Source organism: Pseudomonas sp. NPDC088444 (assembly GCF_044900175.1).
Taxonomy (GTDB): domain Bacteria; phylum Pseudomonadota; class Gammaproteobacteria; order Pseudomonadales; family Pseudomonadaceae; genus Aquipseudomonas.
In genome coordinates this window covers 69,880-93,335 of record NZ_JBJDNK010000012.1, presented here as the reverse complement: position 1 = coordinate 93,335, position 23,456 = coordinate 69,880, and the positions used below count along the sequence as shown (strand labels likewise).

Genomic DNA, 23,456 nt, shown 5'->3' with positions numbered 1-23,456 from the left:
ATACAAGGAGCGGCTTTGACGTCAGCTTGGGGATCTGGTTCGCGCCAAGAGCCAAGACCAATATGGACTTCCTTAAGGGCCTGCCTGGGCAGGCAAATTCGGTCGGCATTCTAGCATGAAGGTTTTATGGCGCCAGCGAACGGTGGTGCCGACTTGATGCGTAGGAAAACGTCTCATGCCGAGAGGTTATTAGACGATTGTCGACAGTCTTGAAAATGTCTTTGACGAAAGTGCCTTTCCTTCGCTAGCTTTACGAATATCAAAGCGAAAGGTGTCGACAATGTTGGATGCCGCAGAGATTGCACCCACAGCTCCAGTTGATTCGGAAACGTTGTCCGAGAACGTGTTCCGCCGCATTCAGGCTGCCATCGTCAAAGGCGAGATCGCCCCTGGCAGCAAGATTTCCGAGCCTGAACTGGCGCGCACCTATGGCATCAGTCGTGGGCCGTTGCGTGAGGCGATCCACCGGCTGGAAGGGCAGCGCCTGTTGGTGCGCGTTCCCCATGTTGGCGCGCGGGTGGTGTCGCTGAGTCATGCAGAGCTGGTGGAACTCTATGAAATTCGCGAGTCGCTGGAAGGCATGGCCTGCCGCCTGGCCGCCGAGCGCATGACCGTCGAAGAAATCAACGAACTGCGCAACGTGCTGGATACCCACGAACGTGACTCGGCGTTTCAGGCCGGGGTCGGTTACTACCAGCAGGAAGGGGACTTCGATTTCCACTACCGGATCATTCAGGGCGCACGCAACAGCACGCTGACCCAAATGCTCTGTGGCGAGCTGTACCAACTGGTGCGCATGTACCGCATCCAGTTCTCCACCACGCCGAATCGGCCACGTCAGGCCTTTACCGAGCACCATCGTATTCTCGACGCCATTGCCGACCGTGACGGCGAGCTGGCGGAACTGCTGATGCGTCGCCACATCGGCGCGTCTAAACGCAACATCGAACAGCGCTATCAAAGTGCTTCTGACCGAGGTGAACAATGACTTCAAGAACGACTCCCGGCCAACGCTTCCGTGACGCCGTGGCCAGCGAGCATCCGCTGCAAGTGGTCGGCACCATTAACGCCAACCACGCGCTACTCGCCCAGCGCGCCGGTTTCAAGGCGATTTATCTGTCTGGCGGCGGTGTGGCGGCGGGGTCGCTGGGGGTGCCGGATCTTGGCATCACCGGGCTGGACGACGTGTTGACCGACGTGCGCCGCATCACCGATGTGTGCGATCTGCCGCTGTTGGTGGACGTGGACACCGGGTTCGGTGCTTCGGCATTCAACGTGGCACGCACCGTCAAGTCGATGATCAAGTTCGGTGCTGCGGCCATGCACATCGAAGACCAGGTGGGCGCCAAGCGCTGTGGCCATCGTCCGGGTAAGGAAATCGTTTCGCAGCAGGAAATGGTCGACCGCATCAAGGCTGCCGTCGATGCGCGCACCGATGACAGCTTCGTGATCATGGCGCGCACCGACGCGCTGGCCGTCGAAGGGCTGGAGTCGGCGCTGGACCGCGCGGCGGCCTGTATCGAGGCAGGCGCGGACATGGTCTTCCCTGAAGCCATCACTGAACTGCAAATGTACAAGCTGTTCGCCTCGCGGGTGAAAGCACCGATTCTGGCCAATATCACGGAATTCGGCTCCACGCCGTTGTTCACCACCGATGAACTGGCTTCGGCCGAAGTGGCGATGGTGCTTTATCCGCTGTCGGCCTTCCGCGCGATGAACAAGGCGGCGGAAAACGTCTACACCGCGATTCGCCGTGACGGCACGCAAAAGAACGTAGTCGACACCATGCAGACCCGCATGGAGTTGTATGAACGCATCGATTACCACGCTTTCGAACAGAAACTGGATGCGCTGTTTGCGCAGAAGAAGGGCTGAAATTCACGCCGGATCATGGGGTGATAACCGAACCCCGTGGGAGCGAATTCATTCTGGGCGGCACTCCGACGATGCGGTGGTACATCTATGGAATCGATGTCGTATGTACCGGCCTCTCGCGAATGAATTCGCTCCCACAGGATCGCCACCGTTCTGATGTATGCGTGGGTCTTAACGAATTGCCGATACCCCAAAAACTACAAGATTGGAGAGAGCAATGGCTGAAGGAAAAGTATTGAGCGGCGCAGGCCTTCGGGGTCAGGTCGCCGGACAGACTGCCTTGTCGACCGTGGGCCAGGCCGGTGCCGGGTTGACGTACCGTGGTTATGACGTGCGCGAGCTGGCTGCCGACGCGCGCTTTGAAGAGGTCGCTTACCTGTTGCTGTACGGTGAATTGCCGACGCAAGCGCAACTGGACGCTTACCTGAAAAAACTCCAGGGCCTGCGCGACCTGCCGCAAGCCCTGAAGGAAGTGCTGGAACGCATCCCTGCCGAAGCGCACCCGATGGACGTGATGCGCACCGGCTGCTCGATGCTCGGCAACCTGGAACCTGAAACCAGTTTTGACCAGCAACGCGATTCCACCGACCGCCTGCTGGCGGCGTTCCCGGCCATCATGTGCTACTGGTATCGCTTCAGCCACGACGGCAAACGCATCGACTGCGTCACCGACGAGGCTTCCATCGGTGGTCACTTCCTTAAACTGCTGCTGGACAAGACTCCAAGTGAACTGCACCGCAAGGTCATGGACGTTTCGCTGATCCTCTACGCCGAGCACGAATTCAACGCTTCAACCTTCACCGCTCGGGTGTGCGCCTCGACCCTGTCGGACTTGTTTTCCTGCATCACGGCCGCCATCGGCAGCCTGCGCGGTCCGCTGCACGGCGGTGCCAACGAGGCGGCGATGGACATGATCGAGAAGTTCTCGTCTGCCGAAGAGGCCGTGAAAGGCACCCTGGGGATGCTGGAGCACAAGGACAAGATCATGGGCTTTGGCCACGCGATCTATAAGGACAACGACCCGCGCAATGAGGTGATCAAGGGCTGGTCGAAGAAACTGGCTGACGAAGTGGGCGACACGGTGCTGTTCCCGGTCTCCGAGGCCATCGACAAGACGATGTGGGAGCAGAAGAAACTGTTTCCTAACGCGGACTTCTACCATGCCTCGGCGTACCACTTCATGGGCATTCCGACCAAGCTGTTCACGCCGATTTTTGTTTGCTCGCGCCTGACCGGCTGGGCCTCTCACGTGTTCGAACAGCGTGCCAACAACCGTATCATCCGCCCGAGCGCCGAGTACATCGGCGTTGAACAGCGCAAGTTCGTGCCAATCGAGCAACGCTGAGTAGGACCGGGGTGACGGCCGCTTGTAGGAGCGTCCGGGGTGGCGTTCCACCTTGCCCTCGATTGCGTGGTGTCATTCAACACTTCTGTATCAGGCAGAACGCAATCGCGGGCAGGCGCGCTCCTACGAGAGAGGGGCTTCAGGCCCCGGCTTTTTTTGAACCAACCGTGACCGAGTTCTGACGATGAACACTGAATACCGCAAGCCATTGCCTGGCACGTCTCTGGATTATTTCGACGCCCGTGAGGCCGTCGATGCCATCAAGCCGGGCGCGTACGCCACCTTGCCGTACACCTCACGCGTACTGGCTGAAAACCTGGTGCGCCGCTGCGATCCGGCGACCCTCAAGGCTTCGCTGACCCAATTGATCGAACGCAAGCGTGACCTCGATTTTCCGTGGTTTCCTGCCCGTGTGGTCTGTCACGACATTCTCGGCCAGACCGCGCTGGTGGACCTGGCAGGCTTGCGTGATGCCATCGCTGGCATGGGCGGAGACCCGGCGCAGGTCAATCCGGTGGTGCCGGTGCAATTGATTGTCGACCATTCGCTGGCCGTGGAGTGTGGCGGTTACGACCCGGATGCCTTCGCCAAGAACCGCGCCATCGAGGACCGGCGCAACGAAGATCGCTTCCACTTCATTAACTGGACCAAGCAGGCGTTCAAGAACGTCGAGGTGATCCCGCCGGGCAACGGCATCATGCACCAGATCAACCTGGAGCGGATGTCGCCAGTCATTCAGACCCTCAATGGCGTGGCGTTTCCTGACACGCTGGTGGGCACTGACAGCCACACCCCACACGTCGACGCACTGGGCGTGATCGCCATTGGCGTTGGCGGGCTGGAAGCGGAAAACGTCATGCTTGGCCGGGCGTCATGGATGCGCCTGCCGGACATCGTCGGCGTTGAACTGTCGGGCCGCCCGCAAGCGGGTATCACGGCCACCGACGTCGTGTTGGCATTGACCGAGTACCTGCGCAAACAGAAGGTTGTCGGCGCTTATCTTGAGTTTTACGGCGAAGGCGCTCGTGCGTTGACCCTCGGTGACCGCGCGACCATTTCCAACATGGCTCCGGAATACGGCGCGACGGCGGCGATGTTCTCCATCGATCAGCAGACCATCGATTACCTGACCCTGACCGGTCGTGACGATCAGCAGGTGAAATTGGTGGAAACCTACGCCAGACACACCGGGCTATGGGCCGACGGCCTCGCGGATGTGGAATATGAACGGGTGCTGAGCTTCGACCTGTCCAGCGTGGTGCGCAATATGGCCGGGCCTTCCAACCCGCACGCCCGGGTGGCGACTTCGGATCTGGCAGCCAAGGGTATTGCCAGCGCATGGGAGCAAACCCCCGGTCAAATGCCGGACGGTGCGGTCATCATCGCCGCCATCACCAGTTGCACCAATACCAGCAACCCGCGAAACGTGATCGCAGCGGGGTTGATCGCGCGCAATGCCAATCGGCTCGGACTGACGCGCAAACCGTGGGTGAAATCCTCGCTGGCACCGGGTTCCAAAGCGGTGGCGCTTTACCTCGACGAAGCCGGGCTGACTCACGAACTGGAACAACTGGGCTTCGGCGTGGTGGCGTTCGCGTGCACCACCTGCAATGGCATGTCCGGGGCGCTGGACCCGGTGATTCAGCAGGAAATCATCGATCGTGATCTTTACGCCACCGCTGTATTGTCGGGCAACCGCAACTTCGACGGGCGGATTCACCCCTACGCCAAACAGGCGTTTCTCGCCTCGCCACCGCTGGTGGTGGCCTACGCCATCGCGGGCACTATCCGTTTCGACATCGAGAAAGATGTGCTGGGCATTGGCGCCAATGGCGAAGAAATCCGCCTGAAGGACATCTGGCCCAGCGACGAAGAAATCGACGCAGTGGTCAAGGCGTCGGTCAAACCCGAGCAGTTCCGGCAGGTGTACATCCCGATGTTCGCGGTGCATGACGACACCGGTCCGAAGGTCGAGCCGTTGTACGATTGGCGCCCGATGAGTACCTACATTCGTCGTCCGCCGTATTGGGAAGGCGCACTGGCGGGCGAGCGCACGCTCAAAGGCATGCGCCCTCTGGCGGTATTGCCAGACAACATCACCACCGACCACCTCTCGCCGTCCAACGCGATCATGCTCGACAGCGCGGCGGGCGAGTACCTGGCGAAAATGGGCCTGCCGGAAGAGGACTTCAACTCCTACGCAACCCATAGGGGCGATCACCTGACGGCCCAGCGCGCTACCTTCGCCAACCCGAAGCTGTTCAATGAAATGGTTCAGGAGAACGGCAAGGTCAAACAGGGTTCGCTGGCGCGGATTGAGCCGGAAGGCAAGGTGACCCGGATGTGGGAGGCCATCGAGACGTACATGGACCGCAAACAGCCGCTGATCATCGTGGCCGGTGCGGATTACGGCCAAGGTTCGTCGCGAGACTGGGCGGCCAAGGGCGTGCGGTTGGCAGGGGTCGAGGCCATCGTCGCTGAAGGCTTCGAACGCATTCATCGGACGAATCTGGTGGGGATGGGCGTGTTGCCGCTGGAGTTCAAGCCGGGCACTAATCGCACCACGCTGGGTATCGATGGCACTGAAACGTTTGACGTGATCGGCGAACGCACCCCCCGCGCCACGCTGACACTGGTGATTCAGCGAAGGGATGGTCAGCGCCTGGAGGTGCCGGTGACCTGCCGGTTGGACACGGGCGAAGAAGTGTCGATCTATGAAGCGGGCGGCGTGTTGCAGCGCTTCGCTCAAGACTTCCTCGAATCGTCCGCTGTGGCTTGAGGGGGAATCTGTCGTACGGCGTATGTCTGTGATTTTGAATGCCATCCGTGTCGGAGCTGGCTTACTGGGGAATGCGGTGGATCGGCAACTGGCTGATTGACTGAAAGACCGCATTCGCCAGCAAGCCAGCTCCCACAGGTTCGGTGTGGACGAAAAATCCGGATTCGACGCAACTACTGTCGGAGCCGCCTTGGTGGCGAATGCAATTGACCAGTCAACGCAGAATCTTTCATGCGGCCACGCATCATTTAAGGAAATCTATTTCATGGCCCACACAGCACAAATCAAAATCCCCGCCGCCTACATGCGTGGGGGCACCAGCAAGGGTGTGTTTTTTCGCCTTCAGGATCTGCCTGAAGCGGCGCAGGTCCCTGGCCCGGCCCGCGATGCCCTGTTGCTGCGGGTGATCGGCAGCCCCGATCCTTATGCCAAGCAGATCGACGGCATGGGTGGCGCCACATCCAGCACGAGCAAAACGGTGATCCTGTCGAAAAGCATCAAGGCCGACCACGACGTCGACTACCTGTTTGGCCAGGTCTCCATCGATAAGCCGTTCGTCGATTGGAGTGGCAACTGCGGCAACCTGTCAGCCGCTGTCGGGCCGTTCGCGATCAGCAATGGGCTGGTCGATGAGGCACGTGTCCCGCAAAACGGCGTAGCCGTGGTACGCATCTGGCAAGCCAACATCGGCAAGACCATCATCGCCCACGTGCCGATCACGAACGGTGCAGTGCAGGAGACCGGCGATTTCGAACTGGATGGCGTGACCTTTCCGGCGGCCGAAGTCCAGCTTGAGTTCATGGACCCGGCCGCAGAAGAGGAGGGCGCAGGCGGCTCCATGTTCCCCACTGGCAATCTCGTGGACAACCTTGAGGTGCCGGGTATCGGGACCTTCAAGGCAACAATGATCAACGCCGGTATCCCGACGATTTTCGTCAATGCCAGCGACATCGGCTACACCGGCACCGAATTGCAGGACGCCATCAACGGTGATCCGGCAGCCTTGAGCCGCTTTGAAACGATCCGCGCCTATGGTGCCGTGCGTATGGGCCTGATCGCTCATGTCGATGAGGCCGCCAAGCGTCAGCACACGCCGAAGGTCGCTTTTGTCGCAAAACCCGGCGAGTACGTATCGTCCAGCGGCAAACGCGTGTCAGTGGACGACGTCGATCTACTGGTCCGCGCGATGTCCATGGGCAAACTGCACCACGCGATGATGGGCACTGCCGCTGTGGCAATTGGCACGGCGGCGGCGATTCCGGGGACGCTGGTCAATCTGGCGGCGGGTGGCGGAGAACGCAGCGCGGTACGCTTTGGGCACCCCTCGGGCACTCTGCGCGTGGGCGCCGAAGCGGCTCTGGTCGAAGGCGAATGGCAAGTCAAGAAAGCCATCATGAGCCGCAGTGCGCGGGTGTTGATGGAGGGTTGGGTGCGCGTGCCGGGCGATTCTTTTTGATATCACACGTACCTCTGTAGCAGTCCGTCTTGCCGTCGGCAGCGATTGTGGAGACGCCACCGCCGGTAAGCCGGACTGCTAAAGAGAGCATAGCGATGCAGTTGGCAGATTACTTGAACCGCCGCTCAACCCCTTTCTCCACCAACACTTTCGCCGAGATCTCCTCGACCGAAAAATGTGTGGAATTAATGTGCGGAATGTTCTCGCGGCGGAACAGATTTTCCACTTCTCTCACTTCGAATTCACACTGCGCAAAGCTGGAGTAACGACTGTTCGGCTTGCGCTCATGACGTATGGCCGTCAAGCGATCCGGGTCAATCGTCAAACCGAACAACTTCGCCCGATGTTGTTTGAGCGCGGCCGGCAATTGCAGACGCTCCATGTCGTCCTCGGTCAGCGGGTAGTTGGCCGCGCGAATCCCGAATTGCATCGCCATGTATAGACAGGTAGGCGTCTTCCCGCAGCGCGAAACACCCACCAGAATGATGTCGGCCTTGTCGTAATAGTGGGTGCGGGCGCCGTCGTCGTTGTCCAGTGCGAAGTTCACCGCTTCGATCCGCTCCATGTAATTGGAGTTGTGACCGATGGAGTGGGATTTGCCCACCGAGTAGGAGGAGTGTGAACTAAGCTCCTGTTCCAGCGGGGCCAGAAAGGTCGAGAAGATATCGATCATGAAACCGTCGGATGTCGCCAGAATCTCGCGGATGTCCTGATTGACGATGGTGTCGAAGATGATCGGACGCACTTCGTCCTTCTCGGCGGCCTTGTTGATTTGCGCGACCATGGCACGGGCTTTCTCGACGCTGTCGATGTAGGGCCTCGTGAACTTGTTGAAGGTTATGTTTTCAAACTGCGCTAGCAGGCTCTGGCCAAGGGTTTCGGCAGTGATGCCGGTGCCGTCGGAGATAAAGAAAGCGGATCGTTTCATTTGCGCCTTGGGCCTTAAGCTGGTGACGATTCTTGGATATCATAGGCGCGCTTGCGTGCCATGACTGGCCGCATTCTAACGAGTTTTACGCGTCAGACTTCAAGATCCAGACCACACGTGCGCAGAATCCGCTTTTCCTGTGATTCCAGCGCCAACGCTTTTCCCAACAACAAACCGGTTAGTGGAGAGATCACCTTGGTAGAGTACGTAGTTTCCCTCGATAAGCTCGGCAAACATGATGTTGAGCATGTGGGGGGCAAGAACGCATCCCTCGGCGAGATGATCAGCAATCTGGCGGGCGCAGGCGTTTCCGTCCCCGGAGGCTTCGCCACTACAGCTCAGGCCTATCGTGATTTTCTTGAGCAGAGTGGTCTTAACGATCAGATTCACAAAGCGCTCGATGCCCTGGATGTCGACGACGTCAACGCGCTGGCCAAGACGGGCGCGCAGATTCGTCAGTGGATCATGGAGGCCGAGTTCCCCGAGCGGCTCAACACCGAAATCCGGACGGCATTCGCTGCGCTGTCGGCAGGTAACCCGGATATCGCCGTGGCCGTGCGTTCTTCCGCCACCGCAGAAGACCTGCCCGACGCGTCGTTCGCCGGTCAGCAGGAAACCTTCCTCAACATTCGCGGCGTCGACAACGTGATCCGCGCGGCGAAAGAAGTCTTCGCCTCGTTGTTCAACGATCGCGCCATTTCCTACCGCGTACACCAGGGTTTCGACCACAAGCTGGTGGCCCTGTCTGCTGGTGTTCAGCGCATGGTCCGTTCCGAGACGGGCACTGCAGGCGTGATGTTCACCCTGGACACCGAGTCGGGCTTCCGTGACGTGGTGTTCATCACCGGCGCTTACGGCCTGGGTGAAACCGTCGTTCAAGGCGCGGTGAACCCGGACGAGTTCTACGTCCACAAAAACACCCTCGAAGCTGGTCGCCCTGCGATTCTGCGTCGCAACCTGGGCAGCAAAGCCATCAAGATGATCTACGGCGACGAAGCCAAGGCCGGTAAGTCGGTCAAGGTCATCGACGTCGAAGCCGCTGACCGCGCGCGTTTCTGCCTCTCCGACGAAGAGGTCAGCAACCTGGCGCGTCAGGCGATGATTATCGAGAAGCACTATCAGTGCCCGATGGACATCGAGTGGGCCAAGGACGGTGACGACGGCAAGCTTTACATCGTTCAGGCCCGTCCTGAAACCGTGAAGAGCCGCAGCTCGGCTAACGTCATGGAGCGCTACCTGCTGAAAGAGAAGGGCACCGTACTGGCCGAAGGCCGTGCCATCGGTCAGCGCATCGGCGCGGGCAAGGTGCGCATCATCAAGGACGTGTCCGAGATGGACAAGGTTCAGGCCGGCGACGTGCTGGTCTCCGACATGACCGACCCGGACTGGGAACCGGTGATGAAGCGCGCCAGCGCCATCGTCACCAACCGTGGCGGCCGTACCTGCCACGCAGCGATCATCGCCCGTGAGCTGGGTATTCCGGCGGTGGTCGGTTGCGGCAATGCCACTGAGCTGTTGAAAGACGGCCAGGGCGTGACCGTTTCCTGTGCCGAAGGCGACACCGGCTACATCTTCGAAGGCGAGCTGGGCTTCGACGTCAAGCAGAACTCCGTCGATGCCATGCCGGAGCTGCCGTTCAAGATCATGATGAACGTCGGTAACCCGGATCGCGCATTCGATTTTGCCCAGTTGCCCAACGCCGGTATCGGTCTGGCGCGTCTGGAGTTCATCATCAACCGCATGATCGGCGTGCACCCCAAAGCACTGCTGAACTACCCGAACCTGCCGCTGGATATCAAGGAAAGCGTCGACAAGCGCATCGCCGGTTACAACGACCCGGTCGGTTTCTACGTCGACAAACTGGTGGAAGGCATCAGCACCCTGGCGGCGGCTTTCTACCCGAAAAAGGTCATCGTGCGCCTGTCGGACTTCAAGTCCAACGAATACGCCAACCTGATCGGCGGCAAGCTGTACGAGCCGGAAGAAGAAAACCCGATGCTGGGCTTCCGTGGTGCGTCGCGTTACATCAGCGAGAACTTCCGTGACTGCTTCGAGCTGGAGTGCCGTGCGCTCAAGCGCGTGCGCAACGAGATGGGGCTGACCAACGTCGAGATCATGGTGCCTTTCGTCCGCACCTTGGGCGAGGCGAGTCAGGTCGTCGATCTGTTGGCCGAAAACGGTCTGGCCCGTGGCGACAATGGTCTGCGCGTGATCATGATGTGCGAACTGCCGTCCAACGCCTTGTTGGCCGATGAATTCCTCGAATTCTTCGACGGCTTCTCCATCGGTTCCAACGACCTGACCCAACTGACGCTCGGTCTGGACCGGGATTCCGGCATCATTGCGCACCTGTTCGATGAGCGTAATCCGGCGGTCAAGAAGCTGCTGTCCAACGCCATTCAGGCTTGTAACAAGGCCGGTAAGTACATCGGCATCTGCGGACAGGGCCCGTCGGACCACCCGGATCTGGCGCGCTGGCTGATGGAACAGGGCATCGAGAGTGTTTCACTCAACCCAGACTCGGTGCTGGAGACCTGGTTCTTCCTGTCCGAGCAGGATGCGCCAAAGTGATTCTCGTTGCGTAACACAATCGAGTAAGATGCTGGCCCGTTTCGGCGGGCCGATTCTCTTGAAAAGGGCGGTCTCAATGATTCCGCCCTTTTTTATGCCAAATGTTCAGATAAATTCAGACAAATAGTTCAGCACCGGGACAGACCTGACGTGGTTATCTCGGGTCATGAACCATTTTGAGTCAAACAAAAGCGATATGCAGAGCAGCAGCAACCTCTTTCCTGTGGCCTTGATCAGCGCCGAACGACGCGGCGATCTGATCGAGGACGTGTACCGTCTCAAGCCCGGCAACAGCCTGGATTTCACCGTCGAGCTGGCCGTGACCCGGCTGGGCCTGGTGGCGACGCCGGATGTCCGGGGCGTGCCGGTGATTCTTTTGCATGGCAGTTTTGCCAACCGCCGCTTCTGGTATTCCCCGAAAGGTATCGGTCTGGGCGCCTGGCTGGCTCGCACCGGGTTCGACGTGTGGATTCCCGAAATGCGTGGCCATGGCCTGTCGGCGCGCAACGAGGCCTATCGTCACAATCGTGTGGCCGACTACGCGCGCTACGACTTGCCCGCCATTGCGGATTTTGTCATTGAGCAGACCGGGCAAACGCCTCACTGGATCGGCCATTCCCTGGGCGGCACGACTCTGGCGGCGGCGCTGGGCGGTCATTACCTGACGACGAAACAGGCGGCCTCTGTTGCGATGTTTGGCAGTCAGGTCACTCGCACCTACTGGCCTCTGAAAGTGCCGCCGTTGACGTGGAGCACGCGCCTGATCCTCAAGCGCTTTGACCACGTTTCCGGGGCGCGCTTCAAGCGTGGTCCCGAGGATGAGCCCATGGGGATCGTTCTGGAAAACATGCGCTGGCACGGGTTGTTCGGCCGTTTTGGTGACAAGAAGGAAGACTGGTGGTCGGGCTTGCGCCATGTCGACGTGCCGACGCTGTGCGTTGCCGCTGTGGGCGATCAGCAAGATCCGGAATGGGCCTGCCGTGAGCTGTTCGAACAGATCGGTGCTGAAGAAAAGGAATTTTTGCTGCTGGGGCGTGAGCAAGGGTTCACCGAAGACTTCGGTCATGTGCAAATGCTGGTCAGCAAGGCCGCTCAAGCGCAGGTCTGGCCGCGTGTCGAAGACTGGCTCAAGCGGCGAATGCTCACCGTGCAGCCTGAATCAACGCTGAACATGTTGGCAACTTCCTGAGTCCGTGACTGTTCAGGCGTTCCTCTGTCGGTTGCGCGGGGCTAAGCTAGCACCGGTCGAGCGATCGACGGTCGGGGAGGCTTCCAATACTCGTCGGTCAGGTTTTTGTTCTATATAAGGAAGCATTGTGATGCGCTGCGCGGTCAGACGTGCGAGCGATCCGAGCCTGCCGAAAGCGGGTTTTCCTTGGGCAACAGCCTCACTGACAGGAGTTCACCATGCATTACATCACGCCGGATCTGTGCGACGCCTACCCTGAGCTGATTCAGGTGGTCGAGCCGATGTTCAGCAACTTTGGTGGTCGTGATTCGTTCGGGGGAGAAATCGTCACCCTCAAATGTTTCGAGGACAACTCGCTGGTGCGCGAACAAGCCGAGCAGAATGGCAAAGGCAAGGTCCTTGTGGTCGACGGCGGTGGTTCGCTGCGTCGTGCATTGCTGGGCGACATGCTGGCGGAAAAAGCGGCCAAAAACGGTTGGGAAGGCATGGTGATCTACGGCTGTGTGCGTGATGTCGATGTCCTGGCACAGACCGACCTCGGTGTGCAGGCATTGGCCAGTCATCCACTCAAAACTGACAAGCGTGGACTGGGCGACCTGAATGTCGTGGTCAGCTTCGGTGGTGTGACGTTCCGACCGGGTGAGTATGTGTATGCCGATAACAACGGCATCATTGTCTCCCCAAGCCCCCTGAAAATGCCGGAGTAACCGGCGTTTTCGCCGTACGGGACAGCAAGGAAAGTGAATGGTTGATGATTCGAATGCGCAGTGGGGCCTGGTGCACGCCCTGGTGCTGGATGGAAAAGGTGGGGCGCGCGCGATCGCTCGCACTGATCTGGATACGCTGCAACTGGCGCCGCATGAAAGCGTGTGGCTGCACTGGGATCGCAGCCATCCTCAAACGCAGACGTGGTTGCGCAGGTCCAGTGGGCTGAGCGAATTCGTCTGCGACCTGATGCTGGAAGAAAACACCCGGCCACGACTGTTGCCATTACCGGATAACGAGCTGCTGCTGTTTTTGCGCGGGGTCAACCTCAATCCGGGGGCCGAGCCGGAAGACATGGTCTCGGTGCGGATTTTCGCCGAGGCCCAGCGGGTGATTTCGCTGCGTCTGCGCTCACTGCGTGCCACTGACGAGTTGATCGGGCTGCTCACTGAGGGCAGAGGGCCGAAAACCGCCTCAGAATTGCTGGTTTATCTGGCTCAGTTACTCACCGACAAGGTCCAGGCCGTTGTTACTGAGCTAACGGAACTGGCCGACGACATGGAAGAACGCATAGATGCCGACGAACGGTATCTGCCTGAGCATGGCAATATGGTGCATATCCGCCGACGGGCAGCCGGCATGCGCAGATTTCTTGCGCCGCAACGAGACATCTATGCGCAGTTAAGCCGCAGCAAAATGCCCTGGTTCGTCGAGGACGATGCGGATTACTGGAACGAGCTGAACAACAGCCTGACGCGATATCTGGAAGAGCTGGAACTGACGCGTGAGCGCGTGGGACTGGTGCTTGAGGCCGAAGACCGACGCCTCAATGAGCGCATGAACCGAACCATGTATCGCTTTGGGATCATCACCGGGATCTTCCTACCGATGAGCTTCATTACCGGGTTGCTCGGGATCAATGTCGGGGGCATTCCGGGCGCGGACAATACCCATGGCTTCATGCTGGCGTGTGGCTTGATGATCGCGCTCGCCGCCGGGCAAATCTGGCTCTTCAAGCGCCTGCGGTGGATGTAATGGGTAAAAAAGTGGCGTTTCTCAGAGGTGTTGTGTGACTCGTGCACAAACGTTGGCGTCTTTCAGTGACATCACGTGAGGTGCCCATGCACGACCCGTTTGAAGAATCACTGCGAGACATGCTCAATTCGTCGTCCTCCAGCCGGGACGACGACGCGGTTTTGGGGCGCGTCCTGAAAACGGCGAACCGCCAGGTCGGTGCCGGTGACCTGTTCAGCTTGTTCGGTCGCTGTGTGCAGGGCCTGATGATCGCCGTGAACAACGGCTCGGCTCACGTTTCACCTGTTTCCCGTCGTAAGGCGACGATTGCCGGCACTGATGTTTCCAGTGCTCAAGACAAGGCTGATTGAATATGGAATTGGATCTCTGGACACAGAGTCTGGTCACCGCAATGACTGCGTTGTGGACCAAAGTGGCGAACTTCATCCCGAACCTGTTCGGGGCCCTGGTGGTTGTTCTGTTGGGTTTCGTGGTCGCCAAGCTGCTCGATACGCTGTTGTCCAAGTTGTTGGCAAAACTGGGTCTGGACCGTCTGATGGGCGGCACCGGGCTGACTAAACTGATCAGTCGCGCAGGCATTCAAGTGCCCATCTCGACCCTGATCGGAAAGATTGTGTATTGGTTTGTGCTCTTGATTTTCCTGGTGTCAGCGGCAGAATCCCTCGGCCTTGAACGGGTCTCCGCGACCCTGGACATGCTGGCGTTGTACTTGCCGAAGGTCTTCGGCGCAGCATTGGTTCTGCTGGTTGGTGTTCTGCTGGCTCAGGTGGCCAATGGTGTCGTGCGTGGCGCAGCCGAAGGCGTAGGTCTTGATTACGCAGCAGGCCTGGGGCGTGTGGCCCAGTGGCTGGTCATCATCATCAGCATTTCGGTGGCGATCAGCCAATTGGAGGTGAAAACCGACTTGCTGAACCACGTCATCGTCATCGGTTTGATTACCGTTGGTCTGGCGGTTGCGCTGGCCATGGGTCTGGGAAGTCGCGAAATCGCGAGTCAGATTCTGGCGGGTATTTATGTACGGGAGTTGTACCACGTAGGGCAACAAGTGCGGGTTGGAGAGGTCGAAGGGCAGATCGAAGAGATTGGCACGGTGAAAACCACGCTGCTGACCGATGAGGGAGAACTGGTGAGCTTGTCGAACCGGATCCTGCTCGAACAGCGCGTCAGCAGCCGCTGAACCGGCAAATCTGATAATGTATGCCGCCGCAAAATCCCGGTGAAGCCGGGATGTGGCGGATATTGAACTGACTGTCGGCACACTCTGTTTTGAACAAACCCCAATCGCACTCACTGCGTTACGACCCCCGCGAGCTCTCTGATGAGGAGCTGGTGGCGCGCGCGCACGCCGAGTTGTTTCACGTGACTCGGGCCTACGAGGAGCTGATGCGGCGCTACCAGCGGACACTTTTTAATGTCTGCGCACGCTATTTAGGGAACGATCGCGATGCTGACGATGTCTGTCAGGAGGTGATGCTTAAGGTGTTGTATGGCTTGAAGAATTTCGAGGGGAAATCGAAATTCAAGACCTGGCTCTACAGCATCACCTACAACGAATGCATCACGCAGTATCGAAAGGAGAGGCGAAAGCGTCGCTTGATGGATGCTTTGAGTCTTGACCCTCTTGAGGAAGCGTCGGAAGAGAAGACGCCAAAGCCTGAAGAGAAGGGCGGACTCGATCGCTGGCTGGTGCACGTGAACCCGATTGACAGGGAGATTCTGGTGCTGCGATTCGTCGCCGAACTGGAATTTCAGGAGATCGCAGACATAATGCACATGGGCCTGAGTGCCACGAAAATGCGCTACAAACGGGCACTCGATAAACTACGTGAGAAATTTGCAGGCGTTACCGAAACTTAACTCGGAGCAAATATCTCTAACGGGCAGGCAAGTTCTGATAGACTTGCCGATGAGTTGTCTCTCGATTAGGGAGACTGCTTCACAATCACCAGATGGGGATTTAACGGATGAAACTGAAAAACACCTTGGGCTTGGCCATTGGTACTATTGTTGCCGCAACTTCGTTCGGCGCGCTGGCACAAGGCCAAGGCGCAGTCGAAATCGAAGGCTTTGCCAAGAAAGAACAGTTCGACAGCGCTCGTGATTTTAAAAATAACGGCAACCTGTTCGGCGGTTCTGTTGGCTACTTCCTGACCGACGACGTTGAATTGCGTCTGGGTTACGACGAAGTGCACAACGTTCGCAGCGACAGCGGCCGTAACATCAAGGGCGCCAACACTGCTCTGGACGCTCTGTACCACTTCAACAACCCGGGCGACATGCTGCGTCCGTACGTTTCGGCTGGTTTCTCTGACCAAAGCATCGGTCAAAACGACCGTGGCGGCCGTAACCGCTCCACCTTCGCCAACCTGGGCGCTGGTGCCAAGCTGTACTTCACCGATAACTTCTACGCCCGTGCTGGCGTTGAAGCTCAGTACAACATCGACCAAGGTGACACCGAGTGGGCACCAAGCGTCGGTATCGGTGTGAACTTCGGCGGCGGTTCGAAGAAAGTTGAAGCAGCTCCAGCTCCTGTGGCTGAAGTGTGCTCCGACAGCGACAACGACGGCGTGTGCGACAACGTCGACAAGTGCCCGGACACCCCGGCTAACGTCACTGTTGACGCCAACGGCTGCCCAGCTGTTGCTGAAGTCGTTCGTGTTGAGCTGGACGTGAAATTCGACTTCGACAAGTCGGTCGTCAAGCCAAGCAGCTACGGCGACATTAAAAACCTGGCTGACTTCATGAAGCAGTACCCACAAACCACCACCACTGTTGAAGGTCACACTGACTCCGTCGGTCCTGACGCTTACAACCAGAAACTGTCCGAGCGTCGTGCAAACGCCGTTAAACAAGTTCTGGTTAACCAGTACGGTGTTGGCGCTAACCGCGTGAACTCGGTTGGCTACGGCGAAACCCGCCCAGTGGCTGACAACGCTACTGAAGCTGGCCGCGCTGTTAACCGTCGCGTAGAAGCACAAGTCGAAGCCCAAGCTAAGTAATTAGCCCACGCTTTGCGAAAAACCCGGCCCAGGCCGGGTTTTTCTTTTTCACGGTGCGCCGTGAGGGTGCAGATTGGGAGTGGAGCGGGATTTATACGGTTGGATGTGATTAAACGACGCCGTTTCAGTGCTTGAATAACCAGATCCATAACAACAGATTGATCGCCAGAGAGAGCACTGCAATCGCGCGCCACACCCTGAGGGGTTCGCGCTCCAGCAAAGGTTTGGGGCGTGTGTTCAGTGTCGCCAGCTCGCCCTGCTGCAGTTGCAGCAACCACTCTTCGGCGGTCTCGAAGCGCTTTGCAGGATTGGCATGCAAAGCCTGTTGCAGGTGTCGATCCAGCCATTCGGGCATGTCCGGCCGATAGCGGCTCGCGGGGATCGGGTTGGCATAGCGCCGATGCTGGAAGGCTTCGATTTCGCCGTAGGGGTAATGCCCGCACAGCAAGAAATACAGGGTCGCGCTGGCGGCATACAGGTCCAGCGCCGGGGAGGGGCTTGCACCTTCGAAGGCTTCCGGCGCGATATAGCTCGGTGTTCCGGGGACATCCCCCGGGGTGTCGGACGACAGGCCGGGACAGAATGCCAGACCGAAATCCAGCACCCGCAACCCGCCGTCTTCCTCGATCAGCACATTTTCTGGCTTGATGTCACGGTGCACGATGTTACGTCGGTGCAGCAGGCCAATGGCGCCGATCAGGTCGCGCGCCAGGCTCAACCAAGGATTCAGCGCCATCGGACCGCCCTGAGCAAAGACCTGTGCCAGCGTCTGGCCTGGATACTCGCGCATCACGTAGTAAAGATGCTGACGTTCAGGCAGCGGGTGGGTTTCGGGAAAGAATCGCCCGCTGACCCGACGCAGAAACCATTCTTCCATCAGCAGCGCCGAACCTGCTGCAGGGTCATCCTGCCGCGCCTCGGGCAGGGTCTTGAGTCGCCAGGGTTGCCCGTGAGCGTCATGCACCCTGTACATCCGCGATTGCCGTGAGTCGCCCAGTCTCGCCTCGACCTGCCAGCCTTCGAACGGCTGGCCTGCCTTGAGTGCAGGCGGGGTCGGCCATTGTTGCAATTGGGCCAGTGTGTCGCCCAGCCCATCGGCGCCCAAGTGCTCGACTTCAATCAGCAGGGCGGTTGCGTTGTCCCGGCTGCCCGACAGATGGGCTGCTGAGACCAGCGCGCGCACCGCGCTGTCCAGATCATTCTGCTCGTGGAGGACCGAGCGGATTCGCTCGTCACCCAATGTGGCCCAGACGCCATCGCTGACCAGCAGAAGGCGTTCGCCTTCACGCAGTTGGCCGTCGACATAATCCATGACCACATGTTGATCCAGCCCCAGTGCACGTTTGAGGACGTGCTGCATGTCGGGCTGGTCCCAGACATGATCCTCGCTGATGCGTTGCAAATCGCCGTCCAGCCATCGGTACACACGGCAGTCGCCAATGTGGGCGAGGGTAAAGCGGCATCCGCGCAAGACTACCGTGCTGAGGGTGGTCAACAGGTTGTTGGCTTGCAGCCAGCGATTCTGCGCCGACAGCAAGCGGTCCAGCGCCTGGGCAATGCCCCAGGTCTCTGGCGTCGAGTAATAGTCGAGCGCCAGGGCCTGCACTGTCGCCCGTGACGCCAGACCGCCATCCGCGCATTGGCTAACGCCGTCCGCCAGTGCGAACAGGTAACCTTTGCTGGCCGCCAGAGCGGGGGCAGGGGTGACCAATCGCGTGGCGTCCTGATTGTCCGCCCTCGGTCCGCTGGCGCTGTGTTCGGCGAAGCGCAGCTGTAACAGCGGCGCGTTCTGCGAAACGGGGACGTTCATGAAAGCCGGATCAGACACGGGCTGCGGTGACCGCTGCCGAACCCCACGTGGTTCTCCAGCGACGTTTGACGTTCATCAAGCCGAACCAGGCCAGCACGCCGAGCAAAGCGAACAGCCACAACCCCAACTGATAATCGCCGGTATTTTGCTTGATTGCGCCCAAGCCCGCCGCGAGAAGGAAGCCGCCGATGCCGCCTGCCATGCCGATCAGACCGGTCATCACGCCGATTTCCTTGCGAAAGCGCTGTGGCACCAACTGGAACACGGCGCCATTGCCGGCCCCGAGACCGAGCATGGCTGCAACGAACAGTGCCAGCGCCGCCCATGAACTGGGCAGGTTGAAGCCAACGGCTGCGATACAGACGGCAGCGACGGCATACATGCCCGACAATGTGCGGATGCCGCCAAAACGATCCGCCAGTGCGCCGCCCAAAGGACGCATCAGACTGCCGCCGAACACACAGGCGGCGGTGTAGTAACCCGCCGTGACCGGGCTTAGGCCGTACTGATCATTGAAATAGCCGGGCAGGGCGCTGGCCAGGCCGATAAACCCGCCGAACGTGACGCTGTAGAAAAACATGAACCACCAGCTGTCCCGGTCCCCCAGTGCCTTGAAGTAGTCGCCCATGGATTTGGCTTTTGGGCGTTCTGGTGCGTTACGGGCCATCAGAGAAAAGGCGATCAGGGTGATCACCAGCGGCGCGACCGCAAAGCCGAACACGTTGCCCCAACCGAAGCTGGCGGCCAGTACGGGTGCGATCAATGCGGCGAATACGGTGCCTGAGTTGCCGGCCCCCGCGATGCCCATGGCTTTGCCCTGGTGTTGCGGCGGGTACCATTGCGAGGCCAGCGGCAGGGCGACGGCGAACGAAGCGCCTGCCATGCCGAGGAATACACCCAGCAGCAGGGCCTGCTCATAGCTGTGAATGCCCAGTTGCCAGGCGCTGAACAGGGCGACAATGACGATGATCTGGCCGATGATGCCTGCCGTCTTGGGCGACAGTTGATCCGCCAGCATGCCCATCAAAAAGCGCAGAAAGGCCCCGGCCAGGATCGGCGTAGCCACCATCAGGCCGCGCTGTTGGGTGGTCAGGTGCAGGTCGCTGGCAATCTGCACCGCCAGCGGGCCGAGCAAGTACCAGACCATGAAGCTCAGGTCGAAATAAAGGAACGCTGCAAAGAGCGTGGGTTTGTGGCCGGCCTTCCAGAAACTCGTATTCATGTCGCACCTCATCTGCAGGAAATCGTTGTCGGTGGCCAAGTCGCTGAAGCCGCTTGTACCTCCACGGGTCAGGTCTTGCAGGTGGAGCGGCCCACGGCGCTCCACCCGGCCCGTTTCGGGGCCAAAACGAAAAGACGTCGCCACCCGATTCGCGCAGGGCAAAAAGGGTGAGCGACGTCTTTGTCGTGAGTGGGGTAACCGCCGTTGGCTACCTGTGTGTTGCAATAAGCAGAATAAGCAAAAGCTGGGCCAGAAGGTCCATGTTTATGCTTCTGGCCGAAGGCCGTGAGCGCGGCGCTTGCCCAGAATCAAAAGCCAGGGCTAACGAGCGGTCAGCCCAACAACTCATTCATCGCAATAATCTGCTCGGCCACCTGAATCAGCTTTTGCTGACGACTCATGGCCTGTCTGCGCATCAGGGTGTAGGCCTCTTCTTCGTTGCAGTTCTTCATTTTCATCAGCAGGCCCTTGGCCGTCTCGATGCGTTTGCGTTCGGCCAGTTGCTGATCCCGGGCGTGCAGTTGCGCGCGCAGGTCCTGATCGCTTTCAAAACGCGCCATGGCCACGTCGAGAATGGGCTGTAAGCGCTGTGCGTGAATGCCTTCGACGATGTAGGCGCTGACCCCGGACTTGATCGCCTGGCGCATCACGCCGGGATCATGCTCGTCGGTAAACATCACGATCGGTCGGGGTTGGTCACGGGTGACCAGCACCACCTGTTCCATCACGTCGCGGCCAGGGGATTCGGTGTCGATGAGGATGACGTCCGGGCGCACGGCCTGCACCCGCTGGGGCAGGTCGATGATCAGCCCGGACTCGTCGATCACCTCGAAACCCGCTTCAATCAGCGCAGCTTTGAGGCGGCCGACTTTTTTCGGCGTGTCGTTGATCAGCAGGATGCGCAACATATCCCGCCCCTCAGCCTTGGTTGATGTCAGGCGCGGCGTCGGCCAGCGCATGCAGTTTGAAGCCGTGGGCATAGCCCACCGGGTCACTGCCGTCCCACACCTTGCCGTCGATCAACTGGCTGCTGCGCATGGGCGAAGCAGGCACCTTGATGTTCAGTGCTTCGGCGGCCTGGCGGTAAAGATCGAGTTGCTGCACCTGACGTGCGATGGCGTGATAGTTCGGGTCTTCGCGCAACAGGCCCCAGCGACGGAACTGGGTCATGAACCACATACCGTCGGACAGGTACGGCATGTTCACCTCGCCGTTACGGTGGAAGCTGACCCCGTGGTGATCCTGCCAATGATGGCCCAAACCGTCGGTGTACTGTCCCAGCAGACGGCCCTCGATGTCCTCCACTGGCGCGTTGACGTACTCACTGCCGCCGAGCATCTGCGCGGCACTGCGGCGGTTGTCGAGGTTCTCTTCAATGAAACGGCTGGCATCGAGGACCGCCATCACCAGTGCCCGCGCGGTATTGGGGTATTGCTGGACGAATTCCAGGCTACAACCCAGCACTTTTTCCGGGTGGTCGGGCCAGATGGTCTGGCTGGTGGCCAGGGTGAAGCCCAATCGTTGATTGACGGCCCGGGCGCCCCATGGTTCGCCGACGCAATAGCCGTCGATACGTCCGGCCTCAAGGTGTTCGACCATTTTCGGCGGCGGCACGACCACGCTGTTGACGTCCTGAAGCGGGTGAATGCCCTGGCTCGCGAGCCAGTAATACAGCCACATGGCGTGGTTGCCAGTGGGCAGGGTCTGGGCGAACGTCAGTTTTGTCCCGCTTTGGTGCGTGCATCGATCCAGTGCTTCAGGAGTGACCACACCTGCCGCTTGCAGTGCAGCGGAGAGGTTGATGCTCTGGCCATTCTGGTTCAGGCCCATGAGCACGGCCATGTCTTTGGCCGCCACGCCTAGGCCCAGTTGGGCGGCGTAGACCAGACCGTACAGGCTGTGCGCCGCGTGCAGTTCGCCATTGACCAGGTTGTCGCGCAGGCTGCTCCAGGAGGTTTGCCGACGCAATTGGATGTTCAGGCCATAAGGCTGAGAAAAGCCTTGGGTGGCGGCGACGATCAGAGACGCGCTGTCCGTCAGCGGCATGAAGCCGACATCGATACTGCTCAGTTCCGGCGCATCGCTGCCGTTGACCCAGGCCAGTGAGGTGTTGAGGCTGTCATTCATGGTTGTTGTTCCGCATGAAGGCGTGTGCGAAGCACTGGGCCTTCCATAAAAAAACGCCGCAACCCTCCGGGTACAGACCAGGACGGTGACGACGTCATTGTCGGGTGCGATCCGCCGTTGGACCGCACGCTATACCTTGACTCAAGCAAGCCATATGCCAGTGAAGCGGTGCATTCGCGCAAACTTCACGACATGCCTCGCGCTCCACCCTTGCCCCCGTCTATAATCCGCCGCTGACTTCAGCCTCAAACGAGCCGCGCCCGCCCATGTATAACCTGGCCCGCCAGTTACTGTTCAAACTCTCCCCGGAAACCTCCCACGATTTGTCCATCGACTTGATCGGTGCGGGTGGTCGGCTGGGCCTCAACAGCCTGTTCACCAAAGCGCCTGCGCGCTTGCCGGTGACAGTCATGGGCCTGCAGTTTCCCAACCCGGTGGGGTTGGCGGCCGGTCTGGACAAGAACGGCGCGGCCATCGACGGCTTTGCCCAGTTGGGTTTTGGCTTCGTCGAGATTGGCACCGTGACCCCACGCCCACAGCCGGGCAATCCAAAACCACGGATTTTCCGTCTGCCTCACGTCGAGGGCATCATCAACCGCATGGGCTTCAACAACCTGGGCGTCGACAATCTGGTCAGCCGCGTGCAGGCCGCCAAGTATGACGGTGTACTGGGCATCAACATCGGCAAGAACTTCGACACGCCGGTCGAGCGCGCCGTGGACGACTACCTCATTTGTCTGGACAAGGTCTACGCCCACGCCAGCTATGTCACCGTCAACGTCAGCTCGCCGAACACGCCGGGCCTGCGCAGCCTGCAATTCGGTGATTCGCTCAAGCAATTGCTCGAAGCCCTGCGCGTGCGTCAGGAAGCCCTGACCCACACTCACGGCAAGCGCGTACCGCTGGCGATCAAGATCGCGCCGGACATGAGCGACGAAGAAACGGCGCTGGTGGCCAGCGCCCTGCTCGAATCGGGCATGGACGCGGTAATCGCCACCAACACCACCCTGAGCCGCGAAGGCGTCGAAGGCCTGCCCCATGGCGACGAGGCGGGCGGCCTGTCGGGTGCGCCGGTGCGCGAGAAGAGCACCCACATCGTCAAGGTCCTGGCGGGAGAGTTGGGCGGCAAATTGCCGATCATCGCCGCAGGCGGGATCACCGAAGGCAAGCACGCTGCCGAGAAGATCGCGGCCGGCGCCAGTCTGGTGCAGGTGTATTCGGGCTTTATCTACAAGGGGCCGGCGCTGATTCGCGAGTCGGTCGATGCCATTGCGGCGATGGGCCGGTAAGGCGCTCGAATAAAAAGAGGGGTTCCGGAATGGAACCCCTCTTTGGGCGCTTGCCCGCCGTCCGGATGGGACGTGCATGGTGCGGTGGTGAAGCGAATCTGTTTGTAAATTCTCGTAAGAAACCTT

The 23,456-nt window shown here is 59.6% G+C and carries 19 protein-coding genes; 14 read left to right on the top strand and 5 right to left on the bottom strand.

The window, feature by feature from the left end; genetic code table 11:
• Window positions 1–280: 280 nt before the first annotated feature.
• The 5 genes from ACI2KB_RS22825 (at window position 281) to prpF (ending at window position 7,455) form a co-directional block, all read left to right on the top strand.
• The gene (locus ACI2KB_RS22825) at window positions 281–988 is read left to right on the top strand and encodes a GntR family transcriptional regulator (RefSeq protein WP_404638215.1); all 708 of its coding nucleotides are present in this window, start codon (window positions 281–283) and stop codon (window positions 986–988) included.
• Window positions 985–1,875 (top strand): methylisocitrate lyase, encoded by an 891-nt coding sequence (gene prpB, locus ACI2KB_RS22820; protein WP_404638213.1) that lies wholly within the window; start codon window positions 985–987, stop codon window positions 1,873–1,875. The genes ACI2KB_RS22825 and prpB overlap by 4 nt, the downstream gene beginning before the upstream one ends.
• A gap of 217 nt (window positions 1,876–2,092) precedes the next feature.
• Window positions 2,093–3,220, top strand: coding sequence for a 2-methylcitrate synthase (gene prpC / locus ACI2KB_RS22815; RefSeq protein ID WP_404638211.1), 1,128 nt, complete (start codon window positions 2,093–2,095; stop codon window positions 3,218–3,220).
• Window positions 3,221–3,404: 184 nt separating this feature from the next.
• Entirely contained in the window at window positions 3,405–5,999 is a 2,595-nt protein-coding gene (acnD, locus tag ACI2KB_RS22810) for a Fe/S-dependent 2-methylisocitrate dehydratase AcnD (RefSeq protein ID WP_404638209.1), read from the top strand.
• Window positions 6,000–6,264: 265 nt separating this feature from the next.
• Window positions 6,265–7,455, top strand: a complete 1,191-nt coding sequence (prpF, locus tag ACI2KB_RS22805) for a 2-methylaconitate cis-trans isomerase PrpF (protein WP_404638207.1) — start codon at window positions 6,265–6,267, stop codon at window positions 7,453–7,455.
• A gap of 109 nt (window positions 7,456–7,564) precedes the next feature.
• On the opposite strand, the gene ACI2KB_RS22800 is transcribed toward prpF, so the two are convergent.
• The gene (locus tag ACI2KB_RS22800) at window positions 7,565–8,383 is read right to left on the bottom strand and encodes a pyruvate, water dikinase regulatory protein (protein WP_108238036.1); all 819 of its coding nucleotides are present in this window, start codon (window positions 8,381–8,383) and stop codon (window positions 7,565–7,567) included.
• Window positions 8,384–8,578: 195 nt separating this feature from the next.
• Between ACI2KB_RS22800 and ppsA the strand changes: the two genes are divergently transcribed.
• From ppsA to ACI2KB_RS22760, 8 genes are all read left to right on the top strand, one after another.
• Window positions 8,579–10,954 (top strand): phosphoenolpyruvate synthase, encoded by a 2,376-nt coding sequence (gene ppsA / locus ACI2KB_RS22795; RefSeq protein WP_404638205.1) that lies wholly within the window; start codon window positions 8,579–8,581, stop codon window positions 10,952–10,954.
• 196 nt (window positions 10,955–11,150) lie between these two features.
• On the top strand, window positions 11,151–12,143 hold the full coding sequence (locus tag ACI2KB_RS22790) for an alpha/beta fold hydrolase (protein ID WP_404638203.1): 993 nt from the start codon (window positions 11,151–11,153) through the stop codon (window positions 12,141–12,143).
• 218 nt (window positions 12,144–12,361) lie between these two features.
• A complete protein-coding gene (rraA, locus tag ACI2KB_RS22785) occupies window positions 12,362–12,850 on the top strand; it encodes a ribonuclease E activity regulator RraA (RefSeq protein WP_404638201.1) in 489 nt (162 codons plus the stop codon).
• A 37-nt stretch (window positions 12,851–12,887) separates the two neighbouring features.
• Complete coding sequence (locus ACI2KB_RS22780; protein WP_404638199.1) at window positions 12,888–13,883, top strand: zinc transporter ZntB; 996 nt, start codon at window positions 12,888–12,890, stop codon at window positions 13,881–13,883.
• An 86-nt stretch (window positions 13,884–13,969) separates the two neighbouring features.
• On the top strand, window positions 13,970–14,233 hold the full coding sequence (locus ACI2KB_RS22775) for a CrfX protein (RefSeq protein WP_404638198.1): 264 nt from the start codon (window positions 13,970–13,972) through the stop codon (window positions 14,231–14,233).
• A gap of 2 nt (window positions 14,234–14,235) precedes the next feature.
• Complete coding sequence (locus ACI2KB_RS22770) at window positions 14,236–15,060, top strand: mechanosensitive ion channel domain-containing protein (RefSeq protein ID WP_404638196.1); 825 nt, start codon at window positions 14,236–14,238, stop codon at window positions 15,058–15,060.
• Between the two features lie 89 nt (window positions 15,061–15,149).
• On the top strand, window positions 15,150–15,740 hold the full coding sequence (sigX, locus tag ACI2KB_RS22765) for an RNA polymerase sigma factor SigX (RefSeq protein ID WP_404638194.1): 591 nt from the start codon (window positions 15,150–15,152) through the stop codon (window positions 15,738–15,740).
• Between the two features lie 107 nt (window positions 15,741–15,847).
• Window positions 15,848–16,882, top strand: a complete 1,035-nt coding sequence (locus tag ACI2KB_RS22760) for an OmpA family protein (protein ID WP_404638192.1) — start codon at window positions 15,848–15,850, stop codon at window positions 16,880–16,882.
• 124 nt (window positions 16,883–17,006) lie between these two features.
• Here the strand turns inward: ACI2KB_RS22760 and ACI2KB_RS22755 are convergent, their stop codons facing one another.
• The 4 genes from ACI2KB_RS22755 to ACI2KB_RS22740 form a co-directional block, all read right to left on the bottom strand.
• On the bottom strand, window positions 17,007–18,692 hold the full coding sequence (locus tag ACI2KB_RS22755) for a protein kinase (protein WP_404638190.1): 1,686 nt from the start codon (window positions 18,690–18,692) through the stop codon (window positions 17,007–17,009).
• Window positions 18,693–18,702: 10 nt separating this feature from the next.
• Complete coding sequence (locus tag ACI2KB_RS22750; protein WP_404638188.1) at window positions 18,703–19,914, bottom strand: nitrate/nitrite transporter; 1,212 nt, start codon at window positions 19,912–19,914, stop codon at window positions 18,703–18,705.
• A gap of 332 nt (window positions 19,915–20,246) precedes the next feature.
• Window positions 20,247–20,822, bottom strand: a complete 576-nt coding sequence (locus tag ACI2KB_RS22745) for an ANTAR domain-containing response regulator (RefSeq protein ID WP_404638186.1) — start codon at window positions 20,820–20,822, stop codon at window positions 20,247–20,249.
• Window positions 20,823–20,832: 10 nt separating this feature from the next.
• Window positions 20,833–22,041 (bottom strand): CmpA/NrtA family ABC transporter substrate-binding protein, encoded by a 1,209-nt coding sequence (locus ACI2KB_RS22740; protein WP_404638184.1) that lies wholly within the window; start codon window positions 22,039–22,041, stop codon window positions 20,833–20,835.
• Window positions 22,042–22,307: 266 nt separating this feature from the next.
• Between ACI2KB_RS22740 and ACI2KB_RS22735 the strand changes: the two genes are divergently transcribed.
• Window positions 22,308–23,330 (top strand): quinone-dependent dihydroorotate dehydrogenase, encoded by a 1,023-nt coding sequence (locus tag ACI2KB_RS22735; protein ID WP_404638182.1) that lies wholly within the window; start codon window positions 22,308–22,310, stop codon window positions 23,328–23,330.
• Window positions 23,331–23,456 lie beyond the last annotated feature (126 nt).

Coding starts and splice junctions, on each gene's coding strand:
- ACI2KB_RS22825 (WP_404638215.1), top strand. CDS start 281: ATGTTGGATGCCGCAGAGATTGCACCCACAGCTCCAGTTGATTCGGAA.
- prpB (WP_404638213.1), top strand. CDS start 985: ATGACTTCAAGAACGACTCCCGGCCAACGCTTCCGTGACGCCGTGGCC.
- prpC (WP_404638211.1), top strand. CDS start 2,093: ATGGCTGAAGGAAAAGTATTGAGCGGCGCAGGCCTTCGGGGTCAGGTC.
- acnD (WP_404638209.1), top strand. CDS start 3,405: ATGAACACTGAATACCGCAAGCCATTGCCTGGCACGTCTCTGGATTAT.
- prpF (WP_404638207.1), top strand. CDS start 6,265: ATGGCCCACACAGCACAAATCAAAATCCCCGCCGCCTACATGCGTGGG.
- ACI2KB_RS22800 (WP_108238036.1), bottom strand. CDS start 8,383: ATGAAACGATCCGCTTTCTTTATCTCCGACGGCACCGGCATCACTGCC.
- ACI2KB_RS22790 (WP_404638203.1), top strand. CDS start 11,151: ATGCAGAGCAGCAGCAACCTCTTTCCTGTGGCCTTGATCAGCGCCGAA.
- rraA (WP_404638201.1), top strand. CDS start 12,362: ATGCATTACATCACGCCGGATCTGTGCGACGCCTACCCTGAGCTGATT.
- ACI2KB_RS22780 (WP_404638199.1), top strand. CDS start 12,888: ATGGTTGATGATTCGAATGCGCAGTGGGGCCTGGTGCACGCCCTGGTG.
- ACI2KB_RS22775 (WP_404638198.1), top strand. CDS start 13,970: ATGCACGACCCGTTTGAAGAATCACTGCGAGACATGCTCAATTCGTCG.
- ACI2KB_RS22770 (WP_404638196.1), top strand. CDS start 14,236: ATGGAATTGGATCTCTGGACACAGAGTCTGGTCACCGCAATGACTGCG.
- ACI2KB_RS22760 (WP_404638192.1), top strand. CDS start 15,848: ATGAAACTGAAAAACACCTTGGGCTTGGCCATTGGTACTATTGTTGCC.
- ACI2KB_RS22755 (WP_404638190.1), bottom strand. CDS start 18,692: ATGAACGTCCCCGTTTCGCAGAACGCGCCGCTGTTACAGCTGCGCTTC.
- ACI2KB_RS22750 (WP_404638188.1), bottom strand. CDS start 19,914: ATGAATACGAGTTTCTGGAAGGCCGGCCACAAACCCACGCTCTTTGCA.
- ACI2KB_RS22745 (WP_404638186.1), bottom strand. CDS start 20,822: ATGTTGCGCATCCTGCTGATCAACGACACGCCGAAAAAAGTCGGCCGC.
- ACI2KB_RS22740 (WP_404638184.1), bottom strand. CDS start 22,041: ATGAATGACAGCCTCAACACCTCACTGGCCTGGGTCAACGGCAGCGAT.
- ACI2KB_RS22735 (WP_404638182.1), top strand. CDS start 22,308: ATGTATAACCTGGCCCGCCAGTTACTGTTCAAACTCTCCCCGGAAACC.